Here is a 19,342-nt window from a genome sequence, read left to right on the forward strand (position 1 = left end):
CCTTTTAATTACAAATACGCGTTTTAGCGCCAAACAGGTTACGGGCAGCCTTTACAATGGCAGGCAAAAAGGCATACTGCTCGCGCACAGCGGTAGGCTGCTCTTCCACAGATGCAGAAAACATATCGGAATGAAGTACCGGAAAACTGAACAGATGCAGATCGGCACTGTCATCGGTTTTAGTGGCAGGCGCAGTTTCCAGGGTGGTAGGGCGGCATATTTTGTATTGCTCCGGGCTGGCGCAGGATGGCTGAGGCGTTAAGGTTACAGGTGTACTGGCGTATATACAGGTAGCCTGACAGGGTGTTGCCTGTGCAGCCTGTTGACTGGAAAACGGTTGAAACTGAAACAGCAGAAATAGCGTTCCGGTAAAGGCAAGGCCTTTTACCAGTTTGTTTTTTGTAAATGCGGGTACAGTTTTGAGTTGAGTGTTGGACATAAAGATCGGTTTCGCCGACTTTACTCCGAACAAAATGCCAGAATGCTATATGTTTCAAAAACAGCTGATTAGGTAATTGGTTGTTGCGGCAACTGTTCGGTTTTGATGCACTTAGTGTTCTGTTTTGACCAGGTTACCAAAAGCCGCCTTATTGATTTATAAGACGGCTTTTTTAATTGTAATCTCTCTGGTGTGGTATCCATGCAAAGGCAGCGTTTACAAAAACATGCCGCCAGAAGCTTCCAACCGCTGTGCATTTACCCATTTTGCATCTTCAGAACACAGGAAGGCTACCACCGTACCAATATCATCTGGCTTACCTACACGTCCTAAAGCCGTTTGCCCGGCAATTACCTGATTCAGCTGTGCATTATCGCGTACTACACCACCACCAAAATCTGTTTCAATAGCGCCTGGGGCTATTACGTTAGAACGTATGCCGCGCGCACCCAGTTCCTTAGCCTGATAACGGGTAAGGGTTTCAATACCACCTTTCATTGCTGCATAAGCCGCATAACCAGGCAGGCTAAATCGTGCCAGACCAGTACTTACGTTTACAATACCACCGCCATCCTGCATCAGCGGAAGCAGTTTCTGCGTAAGAAAGAAAGGGGCTTTCAGGTGAATGTTCACCAGTGTATCAAATTGCTCTTCGGTGGTTTCTGTAAAAGAAGCGTGTATACCTATGCCGGCATTATTTACCAGGTAGTTAAAGCGTTCTGTGTTAAACGTCTGCTTCAGCGTGTTGCCCACCGCTGCTACAAAGGCATCAAAGGTTTTGCTTTCTGCCACGTTTAACTGCAAAGCTGCTGCGGATACACCCAGTTGGGTTATCTCTTTCACCACTGTTTCCGCTTCCTCTTTTTTACTCAGGTAAGTAAGTATAATACCAACGCCTTTTTTCGCCAGGCTTAACGCCATCTCTCTGCCCAGTCCGCGGCTGCCGCCGGTAACCAGGGCAATTGCTGTTTGTGCCATATCTGATTTGTTTTTTGTAATTGTGTTTTGTTACACAAAAGTAGAGGGGGGGTATGGCTCAAAAATGGTGCAGACTTCAGATTCTTATGCGGTGGTAGCGTTTTGTTTGCGGTACTGAAGTGGTGTAATGCCGCACATGCCTTTGAAAAAGCGTATAAAGTTAGCAGGATCGTTATAGCCAAACAGTACGCTCAGGTCCGCTATAGATATATCTGTGGTGGTAAGCAAACGCGTAGCCTCCTGCATCAGCCGCTCTTCCATAATATCGCAGGGCGATCTGCCGGTGGTAAGCTTAATGGTATTGGTAAGGTGACGCGAATGGATAAACATCAGTTTGGCAAAGTCTGCTGCTGCATAGCGGTGGGTTATCTGGCCTTTTAATAAATCATCAATATGCTCCTCTGCCAGCTGAAAAAACTGAGCAGTTATTTCCTCTTTACGGTTCATCAGCTTTTGGGGTAACTCCATAGAACATACTTTGCAGTAAAGGTATGGGAAATATCAAATGTCGGTAACAGATGGCTGTTCGTCTGCCAGGTTACAATACTATGCCCGATTTGCCGTTTTTTTTTGTTGAACAGGGCAACGGAATTGTAAGATTAGTTATCTTCGTTATGTGTCAGCTAAAACGTGTTAGTTATGCACCTAACAAAGGAACACTTGCGCTTTTGGCGCTAAGTTTGCTACACGGTATGAGAAATTACCCAACACCCGATGAGATAAGTTAATCCGCCAGCTTACATCTCATTAAAACTACTTAGACAATGTATCAGGTCAGTACCATCCGCACAATGGTCAGTTACCGTTTTTCCGGTTCTTAAACATAATGCACATGAGTCAAAACCAAACTTCACATTCACCGCCATTGAGCGGCTGATAATCAGCTTGCATTACCGTTGCCTTACGCAAACAGGTTACCCATTGGCATTTGCCTGCACGGGTAGCCCTGGCAGCTTATTGCCCAACGGATAGCAATAGCCCTGTAAAAGGGTATTGTAACTGCATGGCCCTAACTAAGCCAACCTGCAGAAGGGTATGCTATTGCCCCTATTGTATATACTAAAACTTAAACTGTACATGAGACATGTAAAAAAGAGAAGGAATTTCCTTCTGTTACTAATATGTGCTTTGGTATCTGTAACTGCATTTGCGCAGAACGTTTCAATAAAAGGAAAAGTAGTGGATAAGAATGGCACACCTGTGGCGGGGGCTGCTGTTCATGTAAAAGGTAAGCAGGGCGGCGCCGGTGCGGATGAAGGCGGCCGCTTTGCGGTGCAGGCTGCACCGGGCGATGTACTGGTAGTTACGGCTGTAAACTTTAAAGACACAGAAGTGAAAGTACGTAGCGAAGTAACCCCTTTGCTGGTTACGCTGGACGATGCCGTGAGCCTGATGGAAGAGGTGATTGTAACAGCAGGCGGTATTAAAACCAAACGAAAGGAAGTTGGTACCGCTACTACCGTAATTAAAGGCGATGTGCTTACCACCGGTAAATCTACAACCATTGCAGGCGGATTGCAGGGTAAGGTAGCCGGTTTGCAGATCAGCGGTACCGGGGGCGGTGTAAACCCGGGTTATCGGCTGGTACTGCGCGGACAGCGCTCTTTAACCGGTAACAACCAGGCCCTGGTGGTACTGGATAATGTGATTGTGCCTACCTCTGTATTAGGTAACCTTAACCCCGAAGATGTGGAGAATGTAACGGTATTAAACGGAGCTGGTGCGGCTGCGTTATACGGTTCGCAGGCTTCTAACGGGGCTATGATTGTTACTACCCGCAAGGGGCGGAACGGGTTTACCAATGTAAGAGTATCCAACACGGTTACCGCGGAACAGGTGGCCTTCTTTCCTAAATTACAAAGCCAGTTTGGCAGCGGCGGCAGTGCCTATGGCTATGATGAAAACGGTGATGGCATATTTGCCGGTATTGAAAACCAGAGCTACGGCCCCCGTTACGATGGCAGCACCAAAGCACTGGGCGATCCGTTGGAAGATGGCAGTCAGCTGTATGCGGTATATGCCAGTAACAACTCCCGTAAAGAATTCTGGAACACCGGTGTTACCAACCAGACAGACTTTTCTGTAACCAGTGGTGATGCGGTGTCTACCTTCTACGTATCCGGCCAGTATGCCACTGCCACCGGTACCACACCCGGCGATAAATATAACAGGGCCAACGTACGCGTAAACGGTACCCGTAAAATAGGCAACCGCATTAACGTAACGTACTCCACTGCATATACACAGAACAGGTATGATATTACTACACAGACTTCCTCTATGTACAACAACCTGCTCAACATGCCTTCGTGGATACCAATTACCCGTTTCAAAAACTGGCGTACCGATAAGTTTGCCAACCCCAATGGCTTTTATAACCCCTGGTATCAGAACCCGTATTTTACCATTGATAATAACAGAAGCAAGCAACGGAACGATTACCTCACTGCCAACGTGGAAGTGAAGTTTACACCGTTTGATGGGTTAGACCTGGTAGCCCGGCAAGGCATAGCCACACGTAACTACAGCAACAAGAACACTACCGGCGCTTTTGACTATACCACCTATGCAGAAGACCAGAGCGGCGGCTCTAAATCAGACATTGCAGCATCGGTAAGTGATGGTAGCAGTTACACCTCAGAGTTGTTGAGCGATGCCTTTGCACAATACCATAAAAAGTTAAGTACCGATTTTGACCTCAATGCTATTGGCGGTATGCAGTGGCGGCAGGATCAGGCCAAGCAGGTAAACGTATCAGCCTCCGGTCTGGTAATACCTGATTACTACAACGTAAATGCAGGTGTAGGTACACCGGGCGCTTCGGAGGCCAACTTCCTGGCGCGTCAGATGGGGGCGTATGGTGATATCCGGTTAGGCTATAAAGGCTATCTGTTTCTGCATGCTACCGGCCGTAACGACTGGGTTTCCATTCTCGAAGCCGCTAACAGATCTTTCTTCTATCCTGCAGTAGACCTTTCGTTTGTGGCGAGCGATGCTATTGATGCTATCCGCACCAGCAAAACCATCAGCTACTTAAAGCTGCGTGCGGGCTGGTCTAAGGTAGGGCAGGTGAACCTGGGCAACTCCGGCGATTTTGGTGCGTATTATCTGCTGCCCACTTACTCACAGGCTAACGGCTATCCGTACGGTAACCAGGCGGGGTATACCGTTGGCAATAGTCTGGTAGCAAGCGGTCTGCGCCCTGAAATAACCAAAGGGTACGAAGTGGGTTTTGATCTGAACCTGTGGAAAGACCGTGTAGTATCTACCATTACCTACTACAGCACCCATACCACCGATCAAACCGTAAACACCTATATCTCTAACACTACCGGTTATTCCCGTTTACTGCTCAACTCCGGTAAAACCAGCAGCAGTGGCCTGGAAGCTACGGTGCATGTAACACCGGTTAAAACGCGCAATCTGGATGTAACCGTAGGGGGTAACTATACCTATCTTAAAAACAATGTAAACAGTATCAACGCCTCACTGCCTAACCTGCCACTGGCATACTATTCCGATAACGCAGGTTCGTATGCAGTAGAAGGGCAGGCGTTTCCGGTAATTATGGGTTACGACTATCAGCGTGATCCCGAAGGGCATGTAATTATAGACCGCACTACCGGTAACCCCATGAAGGATGACAACATCAAAATACTGGGTAATGCCACACCTAAACACAGGTTGGGACTGGATGCCGTTGTTACCTGGAAGCAGTTCCGTTTCTCGCTGCTGTTTGAATACCGGGGTGGTTACAAAGTATTCAACGCCATCGGTTCAACGCTGGACTGGTCAGGCACCGGCATCAGAACCGTGGCGTACAACCGCAAACGCTTTGTATTTCCCAACTCGGTGTATGAAGATCCTAACAAGCCGGGCACCTATATCAAAAACACCAACATACAGGTGCCCGATGGTAATGGAAACTCCGGCTTCTGGACAGATGATGATCTGAACATGGGCATCACTTCTAACTATGTTACCTCAGGTGCCTTCTGGAAGCTGAGAGAGGCGTCTATTACCTATAACGTACCTGCCAGCATACTTGGTAAAACTAAGTTTATTAAAGGTGCCAGTATTAGCGTACAGGGAAGAAACCTGTTTCTGTGGCTGGCGAAAGACAACCTGTACACCGATCCTGAATACAGCGATGCCGGTAGCGACAGCAATGGTATTGGCTTAAATGGTCTGGGCCAAACGCCTCCCAGCCGTTACTTCGGCGGTACCGTGTCTTTCAATTTTTAGTTCACTGCTTTAAACAGAAATGAGATGAAACGAACAGCTTTTAAAATAGCATCCTTATGTATGTTACTATCAGGTACGGCCTGTAAAAAATATCTGGATATTAACAATAACCCCAACGCAGCTACCTCAGCCTCAGCAGAAAACATTATACCGCAGGCGCTGGCCGCTACAGCAGGTGTGTTAAACAGCTATAACAACTATGGCTCGCAGCTGGTGGGCTATATGGCCAATGCCGGCGGGTATGGCGGCTTTGGTTCTGCCGTTACCTATAATTTTTCCAGTGCAGATTATAACAACCTCTGGTCGGGTACATATGATAATCTGGAAGACTACCAGACCATCATCAACCAAACCAACAGTCAGATACCGGAGTACGGCTATTACAATGCCGCCGCCCGTATTATGCGCGCTATGGATTTTCAGTTGCTGGTAGATGCGTATAACGATGTGCCTTATACCGATGCCCTGCAAGGCGAGGGAAACCTTACACCCGATTATGCCGCGGCAAAGGATATATATGCAGATCTGGCCCGCCAGCTGGATACCGCCATTGCCATCATTAACCGTACCGATACCGCTTCCGGTGAAATTAAACACATGGGCAGTGTGGATATTCTGTTTGGTGGCGATGGTGAATTATGGAAGCAATATGCCAACACCCTCAAGCTGCGTTTGCTGGTAAAAGCAGGGGATAAAGCTACGTTTGATAACAAGACGTTTGATGCTGCCGGCTTTCTGGAAACAGATGCTAAAATTAACCCCGGCTACACAAGGGACAATGGTAAGCAAAACCCGCAGTGGAACAACTGGGCCTATACCTATACCGGTGGTGCCGCTACCCGCTCCTGGATGCCCACCACCTGGGCGCTCAGCTTTTACGATGGCAGCAAACTGGATGATCCCCGTGGGTATGTGGTATACCGCAGTTTCCCTTCCACACCCACCAACCAGCTGGGGTACGAGAACAGCAATGTAGCTTCCAGCCCTTCCGGCAGCGCCTGGTTTGCGTATGTAAACAGCGATGCCAATTCCACTTCCACCTCAGGCGGTAACAGCATTGGTGTGCTCAAGGGGCCTGACGCAGGCTTTCCGGTAATGCTGGCCGCAGAAAGTTATTTTCTACAGGCAGAAGCGGCGTTAAAAGGTATTATTACCGGTACACCCGCCACGTTGTTTGATGCGGGTATACTGGCCTCTTTTGAGTACCTGTACCAGTTGCCCAATGGTACTTATTCTGCCGATCCTGACTGGGTATCACCCTCCGGCGACTACCAGTATTACAAGGAAACGAATGAAGGCAACTACCTGGCAAATTTTGCACTGGCCACTACCGATGCACAGAAGCTGGAAGCCATTATTACCCAGAAGTACATAGCACTCAACTTTATTAACGCACAGGAAGCCTGGAACGATTACCGCAGAACGCATTACCCCACTATTACAGCGGGTAGTACCGATGCTACGGCAACCTTTGCTTCTATACAGAGTGTAAGCAGCAGAACGGATAAACTGCCTTCCCGCATTTTATATCCCACGTCTGAAACCAATTACAATCCGCAGCATGTGCCAAAGAATATCAGTCCTTTTACTTCCAGTATTTTCTGGGCCATACCATAACAGCTTAAAACATATATCATGAAACCTGTTAACCATATATGCATAGCCCTGCTGCTGGCGGTAAGCATTAGCTCCTGCCTTAAACGCGATTCTGTTTTTGATGCCACAGACTCACCGGCGGTGGTGGAGTTTTCCAATACTGGTACCCCCACCATAGATACTTTTCCGCTGTTTAAATCGGATGTAGGGGCTTTGAAGGAAGGCGATTCTTCCACTTTCAATATCAACATAGCTTATGTAAGTGCTTCCGGCGCACCCAATGATGTAGTGGTGTCACTATCGGTAAACGAAGCCGATCTTACCGCATTTAACAAAGCAGCAGGTACCAGCTACAGCATGCCCCCGGCAGATGTATATACGCTGCCTGCACAGGCCGTAATACACAAAGGCGCTAACGAGGTACAAATAAAAGTGCCGGTAAAAAGAACCGCTGCTTTTAACTACGATGCCAGTTATGCCATTCCCGTAAAAATAACCTCCGCCGGTGGGGCGGGCATCAGCAGTGCTTTCGGGCAGGCCATATACGCTTTCTCGGCACGTAACAGCTACGATGGTGCTTTTACCGTTACCGGTACTTTTTACGATTCTACATTGGGTACCGTTGCCACAGCAGAGTACCCCAAACACATTAACCTGATTACCGATGGCGCAAGGGGAGCGGGATATTACGATGCAGACGCCGCTTCGTACCGCTACACTTTTTACAATAACGGAGGAGCCAGCTACTACGGCAACTTTGCACCCATTTTTCATTTTGATGATAATGGCAATGTTACCAGCGTAACTAACTACTACGGCCAGGGTACCAACTCTAACCTGCGCTCGGCGGCGTTAGACCCCTCCGGCATAAACAAAATGACGTTTGACAGTGAAGGAAAGCCCGACAAACTGGAGGTAAGCTATTACATGATCCAGAGCGGTAAAATAAGGCTGACCATTAAAGAGACTTTTACCTATACAGGCGAAAGATAAATAGCCGTTAGTTTTTATTCTCATGTAAGGAACAGCCTCCACTGCCTGGAGCGGCCGGGGGCTGTTTAGTTTTTAAGTGATGATATCGGGTTGCCTTTTCAGGCAACCTTCTTTTTTAGGGCCATAACCGGCCTTCGAAATGTGGAAAAGTCCATGTCAACTCCATGTCTGGTCCATATCAGGTCCGTGTCAACCCCGGCGCTCCTTCATCCATCCTCCGTACATCCTTCCACCCATCGGCGTAGATGCTACCAGGGTAACCTAAAGCAGCCTGTTTTCGGGAAGAAATTATAATAATCCTGTATATTTAGCCCCAGACACGATCATAACCCTTTATTATGTCAACGCCGGAACAACTGCTGCATTTTGATAAAAACGCCGTACCCGCTCTGCTGGGCGATAGCAGTGAATTTGTAGCAGCTGTACTGGAAATGGTAGTGGTAGAACTGCAACGTGCCATTGCCGCTGTTCAGTACCACACCGCAGCGCAAAACCTGCCCCTGGTTACTGCCGAAGCACATAAACTATACGGAACCGCCCTTACCGCCGGATTGCCTGCATTGGGCCATCTTTCTCAAAAGCTGGAGCATATCACAGCGTGGGATGCCGTAGAAATACCTGCGCTGGTGGAGCAGCTACAGGCAGAGGTGCATACAGCTACAGGTGAAATAAACGCCTACCTTACAGAAAGCGAAAACTCAGGCAACCTGTAAAGCCGCCTTTCTTTTCCAGAGAAAATAAGAAAGCAACATCACCGCCAGTACTATCAACGGAAAAAAGGCTTCCCCACCCAGGCCGTCTGTAAAATACCACGACAGAGAAGCCGCAATAAAGTTACAGGTGAAGCCGGCGTAAGCCCACTCCTTTATAGTGCGGTATTTAGGCTGTATAACGGCAATTACACCCAGCACCTTGGCAATGCCTACAATGGTAAGCACATACTCCGGATAGCCCAGCTGCTTAAACGCATCCACACCCGCCTGCGCGTGCATCAGCCCACCAATGCCATCCATCAGCATAAACAGGGCGAATATGGTGGTGATAATCCATTGTGCTACCGTAATTCTTTTCGATGTCATATAGTACGTTTTTTAAGAACACAAACATAACCATATCATACCCGGTAAGCACTGTGCAAAAAAGACAATGTATAGGGGTGTTTAAGCCAATGTGAAAGTAGTGATGGCCCGCCTGCACGGCAGGCCATCAAATGTTTTACTGTCCTGATCCTTAGCTGATTTTATGCAGCACCAGATTGTCGTAATAGATATAATCCTGTGTAGATACACCCCAGTCTGCAAGGCTACTGCCACCACGGAAGGTGTGGAAGGTCATGGTTTTAATTAAACGTTTAGCATCGTTGGTGGTCCACCGCATAGCACGGTCCAGCACAATGGTACCGTCTATCGCAATCTGCACATGGCCATCGGTGTTACTTCCGGTATTGCTTTTAATGTACAGGTGTACATGATACCACTGGCCTTTAACCAGTGCGCCGGAGCTGGGGAAGCTTTTGCCATAGCTGTCGCCATAGTTACCGGCCTGATCTCTGTGGTACAGATAGGGCTGAAAGTACACACGGCCAGGATTGCTGTTGGGGGAGTACCACATCAGGCGCAGACTGCCACCGTTACCATCCCATCCCGGGTCGCCGCCGGTATTGCCATCGCCCACTGTAAAGCCAAAGCCTACCTTACCGCCACGGCCCCAGTTAAACTGGCTGTGAAACTTCACATCATAATCCAGTTCATACGCCGAACCGTCAGAAATGTCCACATTGGCAATCAGCCCACCCGCACCGCTCAGTGCATTGGGCAGCAGGGTGGCACGGGCGCTTTTACCCCCGCCGTTACCGTTAGAGATGTAGGCCCGCGAATCGTTCCAGCCGCTTACGTTACCAAAGTCGGCCGCCGCCTGGGCAGCGGTGTAGGTGGTCATGTTGGTAAGGTTTTCCCAGTTAATGGTCTGGTTGGCATAGATAGCAGCGATGCTTACATCGGTAGCTGATTTTTCACCGGTTAGCGGTAACTGGCCACTGGCTTCAGCGCTCTTGCGGCAGCTGAACAGGGTTAGCGCAGGCAGCGCCAGCAGCAACATTGGTTTTTTGAATAGCATTAGCGTTGCCGCATAACGGCATTGATTTTGTTTCATATAGAGCAATTTTTGTGCACCTAAATTGCATCACAAGCTTGTAGATACCTAAAAACCGGCTACGTCAAAAACTCTACAGGCGCAATTTTTGTTGTTGAGAATGAATTGCCTGGGAAACATTCAACGCTGATAACCTGAACATGATACGTACACTGATTATAGACGATGAACCTGCTATACGGAGAGACACCGGCCGCCTGATGGAAAACAGGGAGGGTTTCTTCCTCACCGGCAGCTGTGGCACCCTTGCCGAAGCAGGTGTGTTAATAGCCAATACACAGCCCGATCTGCTGTTGCTGGACATTGAACTAAGCGATGGTTCCGGCTTTGATTTGCTCGATGCCTTTCCTGATCGCAACTTCCGTGTAGTGTTCATTACCGCCTATAATCATTATGCCATCAAAGCCATTAAATACGGTGCGTTTGATTACCTGCTGAAGCCGCTGGAAGAAGAGGAGTTTGCCGCCACGCTCAACCGCGTAAAACAATACCCGCAGATGCAGACGGAGCAGCACGTAGTAGCCAGGGAACACCTGAAACCCTCTACGGTAAACAACCGCATTGTACTACGCTCGCAACAGTACCTGCAGGTGGTTACTTTTGAGGAGATCAGCTATTGCCAGGGCGAAGGAAGTTACACCACCTTTTATTTAACCGATAACCGGAAGGTAACCGTTTCGCGCCCTATGAAAGAATATGAAGAGTTACTGCCGGAACATTTGTTTGTACGCACCCACCAGAGTTATCTGGTAAACCTGCAAGGCATTGAACGGCTGCATAAGGATGGCTATATTATTTTGAGAAACGGTACAGAAATACCCGTATCTACCCGCCGTAAAGACTATGTGATGCAGCTGCTGACCGGCCAGTTGCGTAAAACATTCTGATATATTAACTGCGCTACATGATAAAACATCTGTGGGCTGTAACAGCCTTTCTGCTCTGCACTATTTTGTGGATGGCCTGCCGGGAGGAAAAAAGGCAACCCGCTGCCGCTGCCGCCGTTACCCCGGTGGTGAACGAAACAGAAAACGCACTTTCCCGCCTGGTGGATATAGAGGCCCGCTACACCACCGATTCGCTGAAAAGACAACTACAACAGCTGGCACCTCACGTACGCGATTACCGCTCACGCGCGCTATACAACTATCTGCTGGGCAACCGCTACCTGAATAATAAAGAAGCCGATTCTGCCACCGCCTGTTACCAGCGCATGCTTACTGGTGTACTACCCGATACTGCCAGAGACATGGAACTGATACTGTTGCAGAAAGCCGGCCTGCTGCGCACCAGCATGGATACTGCCATAGACGATCAGACCTTTGAGCGGCTGCATGCCATTATAAAGCTGGCAGAGCAACACAAAGCCCCGCATATATGGCGCGTATACAACCTGGCTGCTGAAACCTATTTCCGCTATGGCGATACTGCCAGGCCGGAATACTATACCCGCCGGTCTATGGCCACCTGGCCCGACTCTGCCGATATTTACCAATGGTCCGTGTACATGGAACGCCTGTCCCGCGCGCAGGAGATAAAAGACAATATTGAACTGGCGATGGTGTATGAAGACAGCGCGCTGTACTACGCCAATCAGATACAGGATAAAAAACGCCTGGCCACCGTATACGCTGCCAAAGGCGTGCTGTATTTGCGCGCCCACCAGTTTGAAGAAGGCCATAAATGGACAGACTCCGGCTTTGCATTAAAACAACAAATCAACGAACTTACCTACAACGACTGGCTGAACAAAGGCATGACCTTTACCGAAAAAGGCACCCCCGGTAAAGCCATTCCCTATCTGCAGAACGCCCTGGAGATTGCCCGTAAACAGCGCAACCACAACCTGCTGAACAAAGCCTACGGCACCATTTATGAGGCTTACTGGCAATTGGGCGACTACAAGCACGCTGCCCGGTATATGGACTCCTCCGGCAATGCCGCCATGAAAGCCATGTACCAGCAGCAATACAAACAGGTGGCCCGCCTGCAGGCCGTAAACGACCTGAAAGAAGAGCAACTGAAAACCGTTGCCCTTAACAAAGAAAACGAAAACAAAGCCCTGCAATTACGCCAGCAAAAATGGCTGATGATCGTTTTCGGCGGCTTGCTATTGGTGGCTGCCGGCATAGCCTACCTGCTGGTAGAACGCCGCAACCTGCGCACCCGCCAGAAGCATATTGAACTGGAGCAGCAACTATTGCGCAGCCAGATGGAACCCCACTTTATTTTCAACACCTTGTCCGTACTGCAAAGCTATATCCGTAACCACGAGCCCGAAAAAGCCGTGAAATACCTGAACCAGTTTGCCCGCCTGCTACGCCTGAACCTGGAGAACAGCCGCGAAAACCTGGTAGAACTGAAAGACGAAGTAGAAGCTCTGGAAAACTACCTGAGCCTGCAGGCCATGCGCTTTGAAGGCACTTTCGATTACACCGTAAACGTATTTGAAGGCTACGAAGAAGAAGACATTTGCATTCCCCCCATGCTGCTGCAACCCTTTGTGGAGAATGCCATACAGCACGGCATGCGCAACCTGGATTACAAGGGCCACATCCACGTACAAATCCAACTAAAAGGCAAAGCGCTACACTGTACCATTGAAGATAACGGCACCGGCCTGCAACCCGGCATTGCGCCCATAGGCAAAAGATCACTCTCCGGCATCATTACCCAGGAAAGATTGGCCTTGTTAAGCCGCCAGACCCACCAGCCTGCCACGCTGGTAATTACAGATAAAAATGAACAGGGCCAGCGGGGATTGAAGGTGGAAATGGTAATTCCGGTGCGGAAGCGCACACTGTAGCTGTTTACATTCCCTTACGGATTTACAGAAAACCACTACGGATTTCAGAAAACTGCCAGCGGATATATACCCGCCTCAAATCCCTTTTACTGCGGTACTAATTTGCACTAAATAACAGGCCAATGAACCAGGGAAACGCCACCGAACAATACCTGCAACAGTTGCGCAATATGGGCTTCAACGAAGACATGATTGAAATGTACCGCAAGCAGATGACCCAATATGTAGATGTAGCCAATAACTGGGCTTCTCAAATGAAAGATCAGCAGGAGACTATGGCTGCCGCTTTTGGAAACGTATTTGCGGCCGGTGCGGCAGCTGAATCACCCGAACCTTCTATTGTACTCAATCCGTCCTCTGCTTTAACCAATGCGGAGAAGTGGGCTATTGCCTGCGGAGCTGATGTGGCCGTTGCTAACCAACAGTACCTGAATGACGTACCCACCGGGCTGGGAAAACAAATGTGCCGCGAACTGCTGAGCGACTGGTGGGATATCGACAGCAGCGAGGAATTACAGGAAACCATCAGCTGGCTGAAAGAGGAGGGACACCGCCTGCAATACGATACCATTTGCCAGGCCCTTAACACTGTATCGGTAAAAGAAGCCAAAGAGTTTCTGCGCTCCTTTGCCGCCCGGTCTGAAGAAGAGGAGGAAACAGTCATTGAGCGCCTGCGCAACATGCGAGATGCACTGGAATTGTTCCGCGAAGAAGGGCTGATAGCCCCCGGCGAACAACCCGATTCGCTGATTTGGGATTACGCCCGCATTATTAATCTCAGCCGTGCTGGTTACGACGCCGGTTATATGGAATACCACGAAGCACTGGACACCATTATGAGCTGTGTGCCTGCTATAAAAGCCAGCTACACCTCATGGAAACAGTTATCAGTAGCCTATCAGTTTGCACGCTGCGTATGGAATGGGGTGGATGAAGAGGCTTTCAAAGCCTTCCGCAAAGGAATGGACTTACTATTGACGCACCCGGAAAGCCCCCGCGTGTTATTACCCTGGAACCTTTAATAAACCGTATGTCGCAGCGGAACAACAGATACACGCTGGCAGACCGGGTAATTATTCACCCCGACAAATGGTTGCAAAAGCTTGCGGTGGGAATAACTATACCGGCCATTATGCTAATGTTTGCAGCGCCCTTGCTGAAGGGGCCGCTGCTATGGCTGGCGCCCGGCTTACTGCTGGCTGCCTGTATAATACTGTTATGGTCTGACTGGTGCATCGTGTTCGATACCGCCACCGCAGCCATACATTACAGCAGGCTGCGGCTGATAAACCGCATGGAAATACGGTTTGAGCACATTGACTCCATTGCACCGGTATCTAAAGGCGTTTACGGCACCTGCTATATGGTAACCGGGCGTAACGGCAAACGCATCCGCATAAGCACCTGGTACCGCTTTGGCCGTAGAAACCGCGCCCGCTACGAGGCTGGAGTGCTGCCACTGCTGGAGAACATGATACAGGACTCGTTCCGCGAAAAAAAAAGATTGTACTAACCATACTATAATTATTCACTCGTAAAAACCAATCTATATGTCACAGAAAAGCGAAGAAATAAAAATACAACTGAACAGCCTGTTCAGCCGTGCCGTACCCGAATCTGCCACCTATCAGACGGTATACGCCACCTATCTGCAAACCAAAAACTATATCATTTTTCAGAAGCAGATTGTACACAACTATATTGTTGGCTTCCGCCCTTCACAGAAGGATATGGTTATACTGGAAATAAACAGCGACCTTGAGCAACTGGATGCTCCGCAGTTTATTACGCAGAGCAATAAGCAGTCTGTAAAAAAAGACTTTCAGCAACGCTACGTAATACAGGCAGAGAACCTGCCCAAATATAAACTTACCGTAATGCCATCCGTACCCAAAATGTTAACCGCGGCCTACATGCTGCCGGTAGAACAGAAGCAGGAAGCCGCGGCTTTTACTGAGTTTATGAAATCCATGTAATTCTTAACCATAACCCCTTTTCGCTTAGGTATCTGTTGGTAGAAATACCAAATGCAGGAAACAGAACATGAGCCGATAAACAACACTGCTGCCCTTGTGGTGGCAGTGTTTGTTTTATATCATGTAAGTTGCTGAGGCCAGGTTATTGCCATTGATAATTGGTGACATTTACAATACCTGCTGTGCAAAAAGCCTTTCCAGCATAAGCTCAGGCTGACTACAAAAACCCGGATGCACCTTAGAGCTTTGTAAAACTGTACTTCTGGTTGCCGTAAGCCAGCGGAAGCGCTCTGCTATAGTAAACTTGCCAATAGTGCCGCTACCTGGTGCTCCCGCGCAGATGCGCTCAAACGCCTGTAAATAAGTCTGCAATTCCGCAATGTCTAACTGCGGACAAAGCGCCAGCAACCGCTGTTCGTCCAGCCTGTACAGCACCTTTAAAAACCGCTGTCTGGCGCACAATAATACCACGCCCACATTCATAAATTCTTCACGCTCCACCCTGGGCACCACGCGAAGAATGGCATACTCATATAAGTGCTTTTCTTGCATCCTGTGCTGCTTTTACTAAGTTGGCCGTATGGGCTAAACGTGTGATTAAAAAGTGTGTATACGCTTCGCGGTGTGCCGCTGCTGTTTCAAAAGGAGATTCGGTGGTTGTAAGCCACTCATCCGGTATCAGCGCTGTGATGGTGCGGATACGGTCCTCAGTAAGCACCTGTTTAAAAGCAGCATCAACCGTCTCCAGTTCTGAGGCCTGTGCCAGCAGCACATGGTCTTTCACCAGCGTAAAAGGCCGTGTAGCCTGCTCTTCCCAGTTCTGCCACGAATGGTGGAAGTACAAACACGCCCCATGATCTATCAGCCACAACTCTTTATGCCAAAGCAGCATATTGGTATTACGTGCCGTACGGTCTACGTTCATCAGCAAACAATCCAGCCACACAATCTGCGATGCCAGCAGTGCAGGAACCATTGTTACCGTTGGGTCAAACGTAATAGAACCCTGCAGGTAATGCACCGCCAGATTTAACCCCTCGCTGGCCTTCAGCAAGTCTTGTATTTCCTCGTCGCCTTCTGTACGGCCAAATGCCTCATCCAGCGTGGCAAATACAATCTCCGGCATCTTCAGCCCCAGCAAACGGGCTATCTCCCCGCCAATCAGTTCCGCAATCAGCGCTTTTAAGCCCTGGCCCGCACCCCGGAACTTGAGTACATAGGTAAAGTCATCATCCGCCTCAGCAAGGGCCGGCATAGAGCCGCCTTCCCGCAGGGGAGTGATGTAGCGCATCACACTTACGGTTCTGAGTTGTGGTTGGTAATCGCTCATGCCCGCAAAAATAGGATATCCGGTGGTGTTTAAGCCGTGAACATCTGCCTGGAAGTTATGTTCACGGCTTCCTGTAAATTCATGGGATACTGTTGACAGGAATGTTTTCACCCGTTTTCTGCTGATGACTTTCAGGTTTATTTACTTTTGCCTGTTTCTTCTTCAGAATAAACCTGTTAATATGGACGGTCAGTACAGAAAAGATATTTACCCGGGATTGGAAGTGGCTATTATTCTCAAAAAGGACCAGCGCAGCGGTAAAAGAACCTATGGTGTGGTGAAAGACCTGCTAACTTCTGCAGCTTATCATACCCGTGGTATCAAAGTACGTTTGGAAGATGACCAGGTAGGAAGGGTAATAGAAATTGACCCCATATTACCGGACGAGGATTAATTATGCCGCACAGGTTGCATCATGTTTCTGCTATTGTCAAACAGATAAGCAGAGGTTCTTCCTGAAAGCAGCATATTGCGTGTGGATGTTTTTAGTGTAAAGCACAAAAAAGTAGATGCTTATAAACGAAAAGAGGATATAGCCGTTGCCGGTATATCCTCTTTCTGCTTTGTAAAAGCGTTACTATTATCCTTTCACCTGGTAGTAAACCTCGCTCCAACGCAGTTCGTTTTTGAACTGAGACAGCTTGGTATCTTTACCAATGAGTGTAAATTCAATGTTTGCGATATCTGCAAAGTCTTCCAGATTTTCTGAAGTCAGGTTCTGGCTGTAACCGGTGTGGTGTGCACCACCTGCCAGTATCCATGCTGCCAGACCGGTTTTCATATCCGGATAAGGCTTCCAGAAGGCACGTGCAACAGGCAGTTTAGGCAGTTCCTGTGCAGGCTTAACAGCTTCTACCTCATTCACCAGCAGGCGGAAACGGTTGCCCATATCAATCAGTGAAGCGTTCAGAGCAGGGCCCGCAGCAGAGTTAAACACCAAACGTACCGGATCTGCTTTACCGCCAATACCCAGCGGGTGAATTTCACAAGACGCCTGACCATCTGCAATAGATTCACAGATTTCCAGCATGTGTGAACCCAGTACCATTGGGTTAGCCGGATCGAAATGGTAGGTATAATCTTCCATGAAGGAGTTACCACCTTTCAAACCATGACCCATTACTTTCATGGCGCGTACCAGTGCTACTGTTTTCCAGTCGCCTTCACCGGCAAAGCCATAACCAGCACCCATCAGACGCTGTGCAGCAATACCTGGCAGCTGTATCATGCCATGCAGGTCTTCAAATGTATCTGTGAAACCTTTAAAGTTGCCGTCTTCCAGGAATGCTTTCAGCCCCAGCTCAATACGGGCTGCATCTTTCAGGGACTGACGCTGTGCGCCGTCTTTGGTAATAGAAGAAGCCAGTTTGTATTTGCCTTCGTATTCCTGGATCAGTTTATCCACTTCAGCATCGCTGATAGCGTCTACCACCTTCACCAGATCGCCAATGCCATAGGTGTTAACAGAGAAACCGAATTTGTATTCTGCTTCTACTTTGTCTCCGTCCGTTACGGCTACAAAACGCATGTTGTCGCCAAAGCGTACAAAGCGTGCGCCCTGCCAGTCGTGCCAGCCGGCAGCTACGCGGGTCCAGCCACCAATGGTAGACAGTACCTCAGTATCTTCCCAATGGCCTACCACTACCTTACGATTGCGGCGCATACGGCTTACGATAAAACCAAACTCTCTGTCGCCATGCGCGCTTTGGTTCAGATTCATGAAGTCCATGTCAATTTCACCCCATGGAATATCGCGGTTAAACTGCGTGTGCAGGTGCAGCAATGGTTTCTGAAGAATCTTCAGGCCATTGATCCACATTTTAGCGGGTGAGAAAGTGTGCATCCATGCGATGATACCAATCACGTTGCGGTTGGCATTCGCTTCAGCACATATGTTGTAAATCTCTTCAGTACTTTTAACAGTAGGCTTAAAAACAATCGTTACCGGTATTTGAGAAGCGTTGTTTAATGCAGTAGCGATCACCTGTGAGTGAGCAGCCACTTGTTTCAGCGTTTCCTCTCCGTATAAATGCTGGCTGCCGGTTACAAACCATACTTCCAGCTTTTTCAGATCAATCATATTAGTTGCAATTTTTAGAATGGTATTGATGTAAGTAGTTTATTGTCCGTAGTAGGAGTGTGGGCCATGTTTACGTTCGTAGTGCTTCCTGATCAGCGCATCTTTCAGGCGTGGAGCCTTGGGATTAATCTGCTCGGTAAGCAGTGCCATTTGGGCCACGTTCTCCAGTACAGCACTGTTGTATACCGCTTTATCAGGCGTTTTACCCCAGGTGAAAGGAGCGTGGTTACCTACGAGAATCATTTCAATATCCTCGTAGCTCAGGTTGCGGTCTTTCAACGCATTCATAATCTGAAAGCCGGTCTGGTATTCGTAATCGCCCTGAATCATTTCATCGCTCATTGGCGGTGCGCAGGGAATATCTACCGTATTATGATCGGCGTGTGTGGTACCGAAAATAGGAATATCGCGCTGGCTCTGTGCCCATGCGGTAGCATAGGTAGAGTGGGTGTGTACAATACCGCCAATCTTTTCCCAATGCTTGTATAATACAGCATGGGTTAAAGTGTCAGAAGACGGGCGGAGCTTGCCTTCAACGGTTTTGCCGTCAAAGTCAACAATCACCATTTTGTCTGGTGACAACTGATCATACGGTACACCGCTGGGTTTAATAGCAAAAACGCCTTTGCTTCTGTCGGCAGCGCTTACGTTACCAAAGGTAAACAGCACCAGACCCAGTTTGGGCAGTTGCATGTTGGCTTCGTAAGCAGCTTCCTGTATATCCTGATAGCTCATTTTGGTAATTTTT

At 48.6% G+C, this 19,342-nt stretch carries 19 protein-coding genes; 10 read left to right on the forward strand and 9 right to left on the reverse strand.

Annotated features, from left to right (window positions below; translation table 11 throughout):
• Window positions 1–4: 4 nt before the first annotated feature.
• The 3 genes from IEY13_RS29570 to IEY13_RS29580 all read right to left on the reverse strand — a co-directional run bounded on the left by IEY13_RS29570 (window position 5) and on the right by IEY13_RS29580 (window position 1,885).
• Entirely contained in the window at window positions 5–439 is a 435-nt protein-coding gene (locus tag IEY13_RS29570) for a hypothetical protein (RefSeq protein WP_188959382.1), read from the reverse strand.
• Between the two features lie 216 nt (window positions 440–655).
• The gene (locus IEY13_RS29575; RefSeq protein WP_188959383.1) at window positions 656–1,417 is read right to left on the reverse strand and encodes an SDR family NAD(P)-dependent oxidoreductase; all 762 of its coding nucleotides are present in this window, start codon (window positions 1,415–1,417) and stop codon (window positions 656–658) included.
• An 84-nt stretch (window positions 1,418–1,501) separates the two neighbouring features.
• The gene (locus IEY13_RS29580; RefSeq protein ID WP_188959384.1) at window positions 1,502–1,885 is read right to left on the reverse strand and encodes a helix-turn-helix domain-containing protein; all 384 of its coding nucleotides are present in this window, start codon (window positions 1,883–1,885) and stop codon (window positions 1,502–1,504) included.
• A gap of 609 nt (window positions 1,886–2,494) precedes the next feature.
• Between IEY13_RS29580 and IEY13_RS29585 the strand changes: the two genes are divergently transcribed.
• From IEY13_RS29585 to IEY13_RS29600, 4 genes are all read left to right on the forward strand, one after another.
• Window positions 2,495–5,662, forward strand: a complete 3,168-nt coding sequence (locus tag IEY13_RS29585; protein WP_188959385.1) for a SusC/RagA family TonB-linked outer membrane protein — start codon at window positions 2,495–2,497, stop codon at window positions 5,660–5,662.
• A 24-nt stretch (window positions 5,663–5,686) separates the two neighbouring features.
• Window positions 5,687–7,279: a SusD/RagB family nutrient-binding outer membrane lipoprotein gene (locus tag IEY13_RS29590; protein WP_188959386.1), complete on the forward strand. Its 1,593-nt coding sequence runs from the start codon at window positions 5,687–5,689 to the stop codon at window positions 7,277–7,279.
• A gap of 18 nt (window positions 7,280–7,297) precedes the next feature.
• Entirely contained in the window at window positions 7,298–8,251 is a 954-nt protein-coding gene (locus tag IEY13_RS29595) for a DUF1735 domain-containing protein (protein WP_188959387.1), read from the forward strand.
• Window positions 8,252–8,589: 338 nt separating this feature from the next.
• Window positions 8,590–8,964 carry an Hpt domain-containing protein gene (locus IEY13_RS29600; RefSeq protein ID WP_188959388.1) on the forward strand — a complete coding sequence of 125 codons (375 nt, stop codon included), beginning with the start codon at window positions 8,590–8,592 and terminating at the stop codon, window positions 8,962–8,964.
• On the opposite strand, the gene IEY13_RS29605 is transcribed toward IEY13_RS29600, so the two are convergent.
• Together IEY13_RS29605 and IEY13_RS29610 are read right to left on the reverse strand one after the other, a co-directional pair.
• Window positions 8,950–9,330: a DoxX family protein gene (locus tag IEY13_RS29605; protein WP_188959389.1), complete on the reverse strand. Its 381-nt coding sequence runs from the start codon at window positions 9,328–9,330 to the stop codon at window positions 8,950–8,952. The two genes, IEY13_RS29600 and IEY13_RS29605, sit on opposite strands and share 15 nt — an antisense overlap.
• A 151-nt stretch (window positions 9,331–9,481) precedes the next feature.
• A complete protein-coding gene (locus tag IEY13_RS29610) occupies window positions 9,482–10,402 on the reverse strand; it encodes a polysaccharide lyase (RefSeq protein ID WP_188959390.1) in 921 nt (306 codons plus the stop codon).
• A gap of 140 nt (window positions 10,403–10,542) precedes the next feature.
• On the opposite strand from IEY13_RS29610, the gene IEY13_RS29615 reads away from it, so the two are divergent.
• The 5 genes from IEY13_RS29615 to IEY13_RS29635 all read left to right on the forward strand — a co-directional run bounded on the left by IEY13_RS29615 (window position 10,543) and on the right by IEY13_RS29635 (window position 15,184).
• Window positions 10,543–11,289 carry a LytR/AlgR family response regulator transcription factor gene (locus IEY13_RS29615; protein WP_188959391.1) on the forward strand — a complete coding sequence of 249 codons (747 nt, stop codon included), beginning with the start codon at window positions 10,543–10,545 and terminating at the stop codon, window positions 11,287–11,289.
• 17 nt (window positions 11,290–11,306) lie between these two features.
• The gene (locus tag IEY13_RS29620) at window positions 11,307–13,208 is read left to right on the forward strand and encodes a histidine kinase (RefSeq protein WP_188959392.1); all 1,902 of its coding nucleotides are present in this window, start codon (window positions 11,307–11,309) and stop codon (window positions 13,206–13,208) included.
• Between the two features lie 122 nt (window positions 13,209–13,330).
• Entirely contained in the window at window positions 13,331–14,230 is a 900-nt protein-coding gene (locus IEY13_RS29625; protein WP_188959393.1) for a DUF1266 domain-containing protein, read from the forward strand.
• 8 nt (window positions 14,231–14,238) lie between these two features.
• Window positions 14,239–14,721, forward strand: coding sequence for a hypothetical protein (locus IEY13_RS29630; RefSeq protein WP_188959394.1), 483 nt, complete (start codon window positions 14,239–14,241; stop codon window positions 14,719–14,721).
• A 37-nt stretch (window positions 14,722–14,758) separates the two neighbouring features.
• Window positions 14,759–15,184, forward strand: coding sequence for a hypothetical protein (locus tag IEY13_RS29635; RefSeq protein WP_188959395.1), 426 nt, complete (start codon window positions 14,759–14,761; stop codon window positions 15,182–15,184).
• Window positions 15,185–15,352: 168 nt separating this feature from the next.
• Here IEY13_RS29635 and IEY13_RS29640 read toward each other — a convergent pair whose 3' ends face one another.
• Complete coding sequence (locus tag IEY13_RS29640) at window positions 15,353–15,736, reverse strand: DUF3037 domain-containing protein (protein WP_188959396.1); 384 nt, start codon at window positions 15,734–15,736, stop codon at window positions 15,353–15,355.
• Complete coding sequence (locus tag IEY13_RS29645) at window positions 15,714–16,514, reverse strand: HipA family kinase (RefSeq protein ID WP_188959397.1); 801 nt, start codon at window positions 16,512–16,514, stop codon at window positions 15,714–15,716. Before IEY13_RS29645 ends, IEY13_RS29640 begins: the two co-directional genes overlap by 23 nt.
• A gap of 181 nt (window positions 16,515–16,695) precedes the next feature.
• Here IEY13_RS29645 and IEY13_RS29650 point away from each other — a divergent pair, with 181 nt between their 5' ends.
• Window positions 16,696–16,908, forward strand: a complete 213-nt coding sequence (locus IEY13_RS29650) for a YwbE family protein (RefSeq protein WP_188959398.1) — start codon at window positions 16,696–16,698, stop codon at window positions 16,906–16,908.
• A gap of 186 nt (window positions 16,909–17,094) precedes the next feature.
• On the opposite strand, the gene araA is transcribed toward IEY13_RS29650, so the two are convergent.
• Together araA and IEY13_RS29660 are read right to left on the reverse strand one after the other, a co-directional pair.
• Window positions 17,095–18,594 carry an L-arabinose isomerase gene (gene araA / locus IEY13_RS29655; protein WP_188959399.1) on the reverse strand — a complete coding sequence of 500 codons (1,500 nt, stop codon included), beginning with the start codon at window positions 18,592–18,594 and terminating at the stop codon, window positions 17,095–17,097.
• 39 nt (window positions 18,595–18,633) lie between these two features.
• Entirely contained in the window at window positions 18,634–19,329 is a 696-nt protein-coding gene (locus IEY13_RS29660; RefSeq protein ID WP_188959400.1) for an L-ribulose-5-phosphate 4-epimerase, read from the reverse strand.
• Window positions 19,330–19,342 lie beyond the last annotated feature (13 nt).

The organism is Filimonas zeae, from assembly GCF_014641615.1.
GTDB classification, from domain to species: Bacteria; Bacteroidota; Bacteroidia; order Chitinophagales; family Chitinophagaceae; genus Filimonas; species Filimonas zeae.

What these genes read in the sequence shown, in the direction of transcription:
- IEY13_RS29605 (WP_188959389.1), bottom strand. Translation starts at nt 9,330, where the DNA reads ATGACATCGAAAAGAATTACGGTAGCACAATGGATTATCACCACCATA.
- IEY13_RS29650 (WP_188959398.1), top strand. Translation starts at nt 16,696, where the DNA reads ATGGACGGTCAGTACAGAAAAGATATTTACCCGGGATTGGAAGTGGCT.
- IEY13_RS29660 (WP_188959400.1), bottom strand. Translation starts at nt 19,329, where the DNA reads ATGAGCTATCAGGATATACAGGAAGCTGCTTACGAAGCCAACATGCAA.
- IEY13_RS29570 (WP_188959382.1), bottom strand. Translation starts at nt 439, where the DNA reads ATGTCCAACACTCAACTCAAAACTGTACCCGCATTTACAAAAAACAAA.
- IEY13_RS29585 (WP_188959385.1), top strand. Translation starts at nt 2,495, where the DNA reads ATGAGACATGTAAAAAAGAGAAGGAATTTCCTTCTGTTACTAATATGT.
- IEY13_RS29645 (WP_188959397.1), bottom strand. Translation starts at nt 16,514, where the DNA reads ATGAGCGATTACCAACCACAACTCAGAACCGTAAGTGTGATGCGCTAC.
- IEY13_RS29615 (WP_188959391.1), top strand. Translation starts at nt 10,543, where the DNA reads ATGATACGTACACTGATTATAGACGATGAACCTGCTATACGGAGAGAC.
- IEY13_RS29590 (WP_188959386.1), top strand. Translation starts at nt 5,687, where the DNA reads ATGAAACGAACAGCTTTTAAAATAGCATCCTTATGTATGTTACTATCA.
- IEY13_RS29640 (WP_188959396.1), bottom strand. Translation starts at nt 15,736, where the DNA reads ATGCAAGAAAAGCACTTATATGAGTATGCCATTCTTCGCGTGGTGCCC.
- IEY13_RS29625 (WP_188959393.1), top strand. Translation starts at nt 13,331, where the DNA reads ATGAACCAGGGAAACGCCACCGAACAATACCTGCAACAGTTGCGCAAT.
- IEY13_RS29595 (WP_188959387.1), top strand. Translation starts at nt 7,298, where the DNA reads ATGAAACCTGTTAACCATATATGCATAGCCCTGCTGCTGGCGGTAAGC.
- IEY13_RS29610 (WP_188959390.1), bottom strand. Translation starts at nt 10,402, where the DNA reads ATGAAACAAAATCAATGCCGTTATGCGGCAACGCTAATGCTATTCAAA.
- IEY13_RS29600 (WP_188959388.1), top strand. Translation starts at nt 8,590, where the DNA reads ATGTCAACGCCGGAACAACTGCTGCATTTTGATAAAAACGCCGTACCC.
- IEY13_RS29580 (WP_188959384.1), bottom strand. Translation starts at nt 1,885, where the DNA reads ATGGAGTTACCCCAAAAGCTGATGAACCGTAAAGAGGAAATAACTGCT.
- araA (WP_188959399.1), bottom strand. Translation starts at nt 18,594, where the DNA reads ATGATTGATCTGAAAAAGCTGGAAGTATGGTTTGTAACCGGCAGCCAG.
- IEY13_RS29620 (WP_188959392.1), top strand. Translation starts at nt 11,307, where the DNA reads ATGATAAAACATCTGTGGGCTGTAACAGCCTTTCTGCTCTGCACTATT.
- IEY13_RS29575 (WP_188959383.1), bottom strand. Translation starts at nt 1,417, where the DNA reads ATGGCACAAACAGCAATTGCCCTGGTTACCGGCGGCAGCCGCGGACTG.
- IEY13_RS29635 (WP_188959395.1), top strand. Translation starts at nt 14,759, where the DNA reads ATGTCACAGAAAAGCGAAGAAATAAAAATACAACTGAACAGCCTGTTC.
- IEY13_RS29630 (WP_188959394.1), top strand. Translation starts at nt 14,239, where the DNA reads ATGTCGCAGCGGAACAACAGATACACGCTGGCAGACCGGGTAATTATT.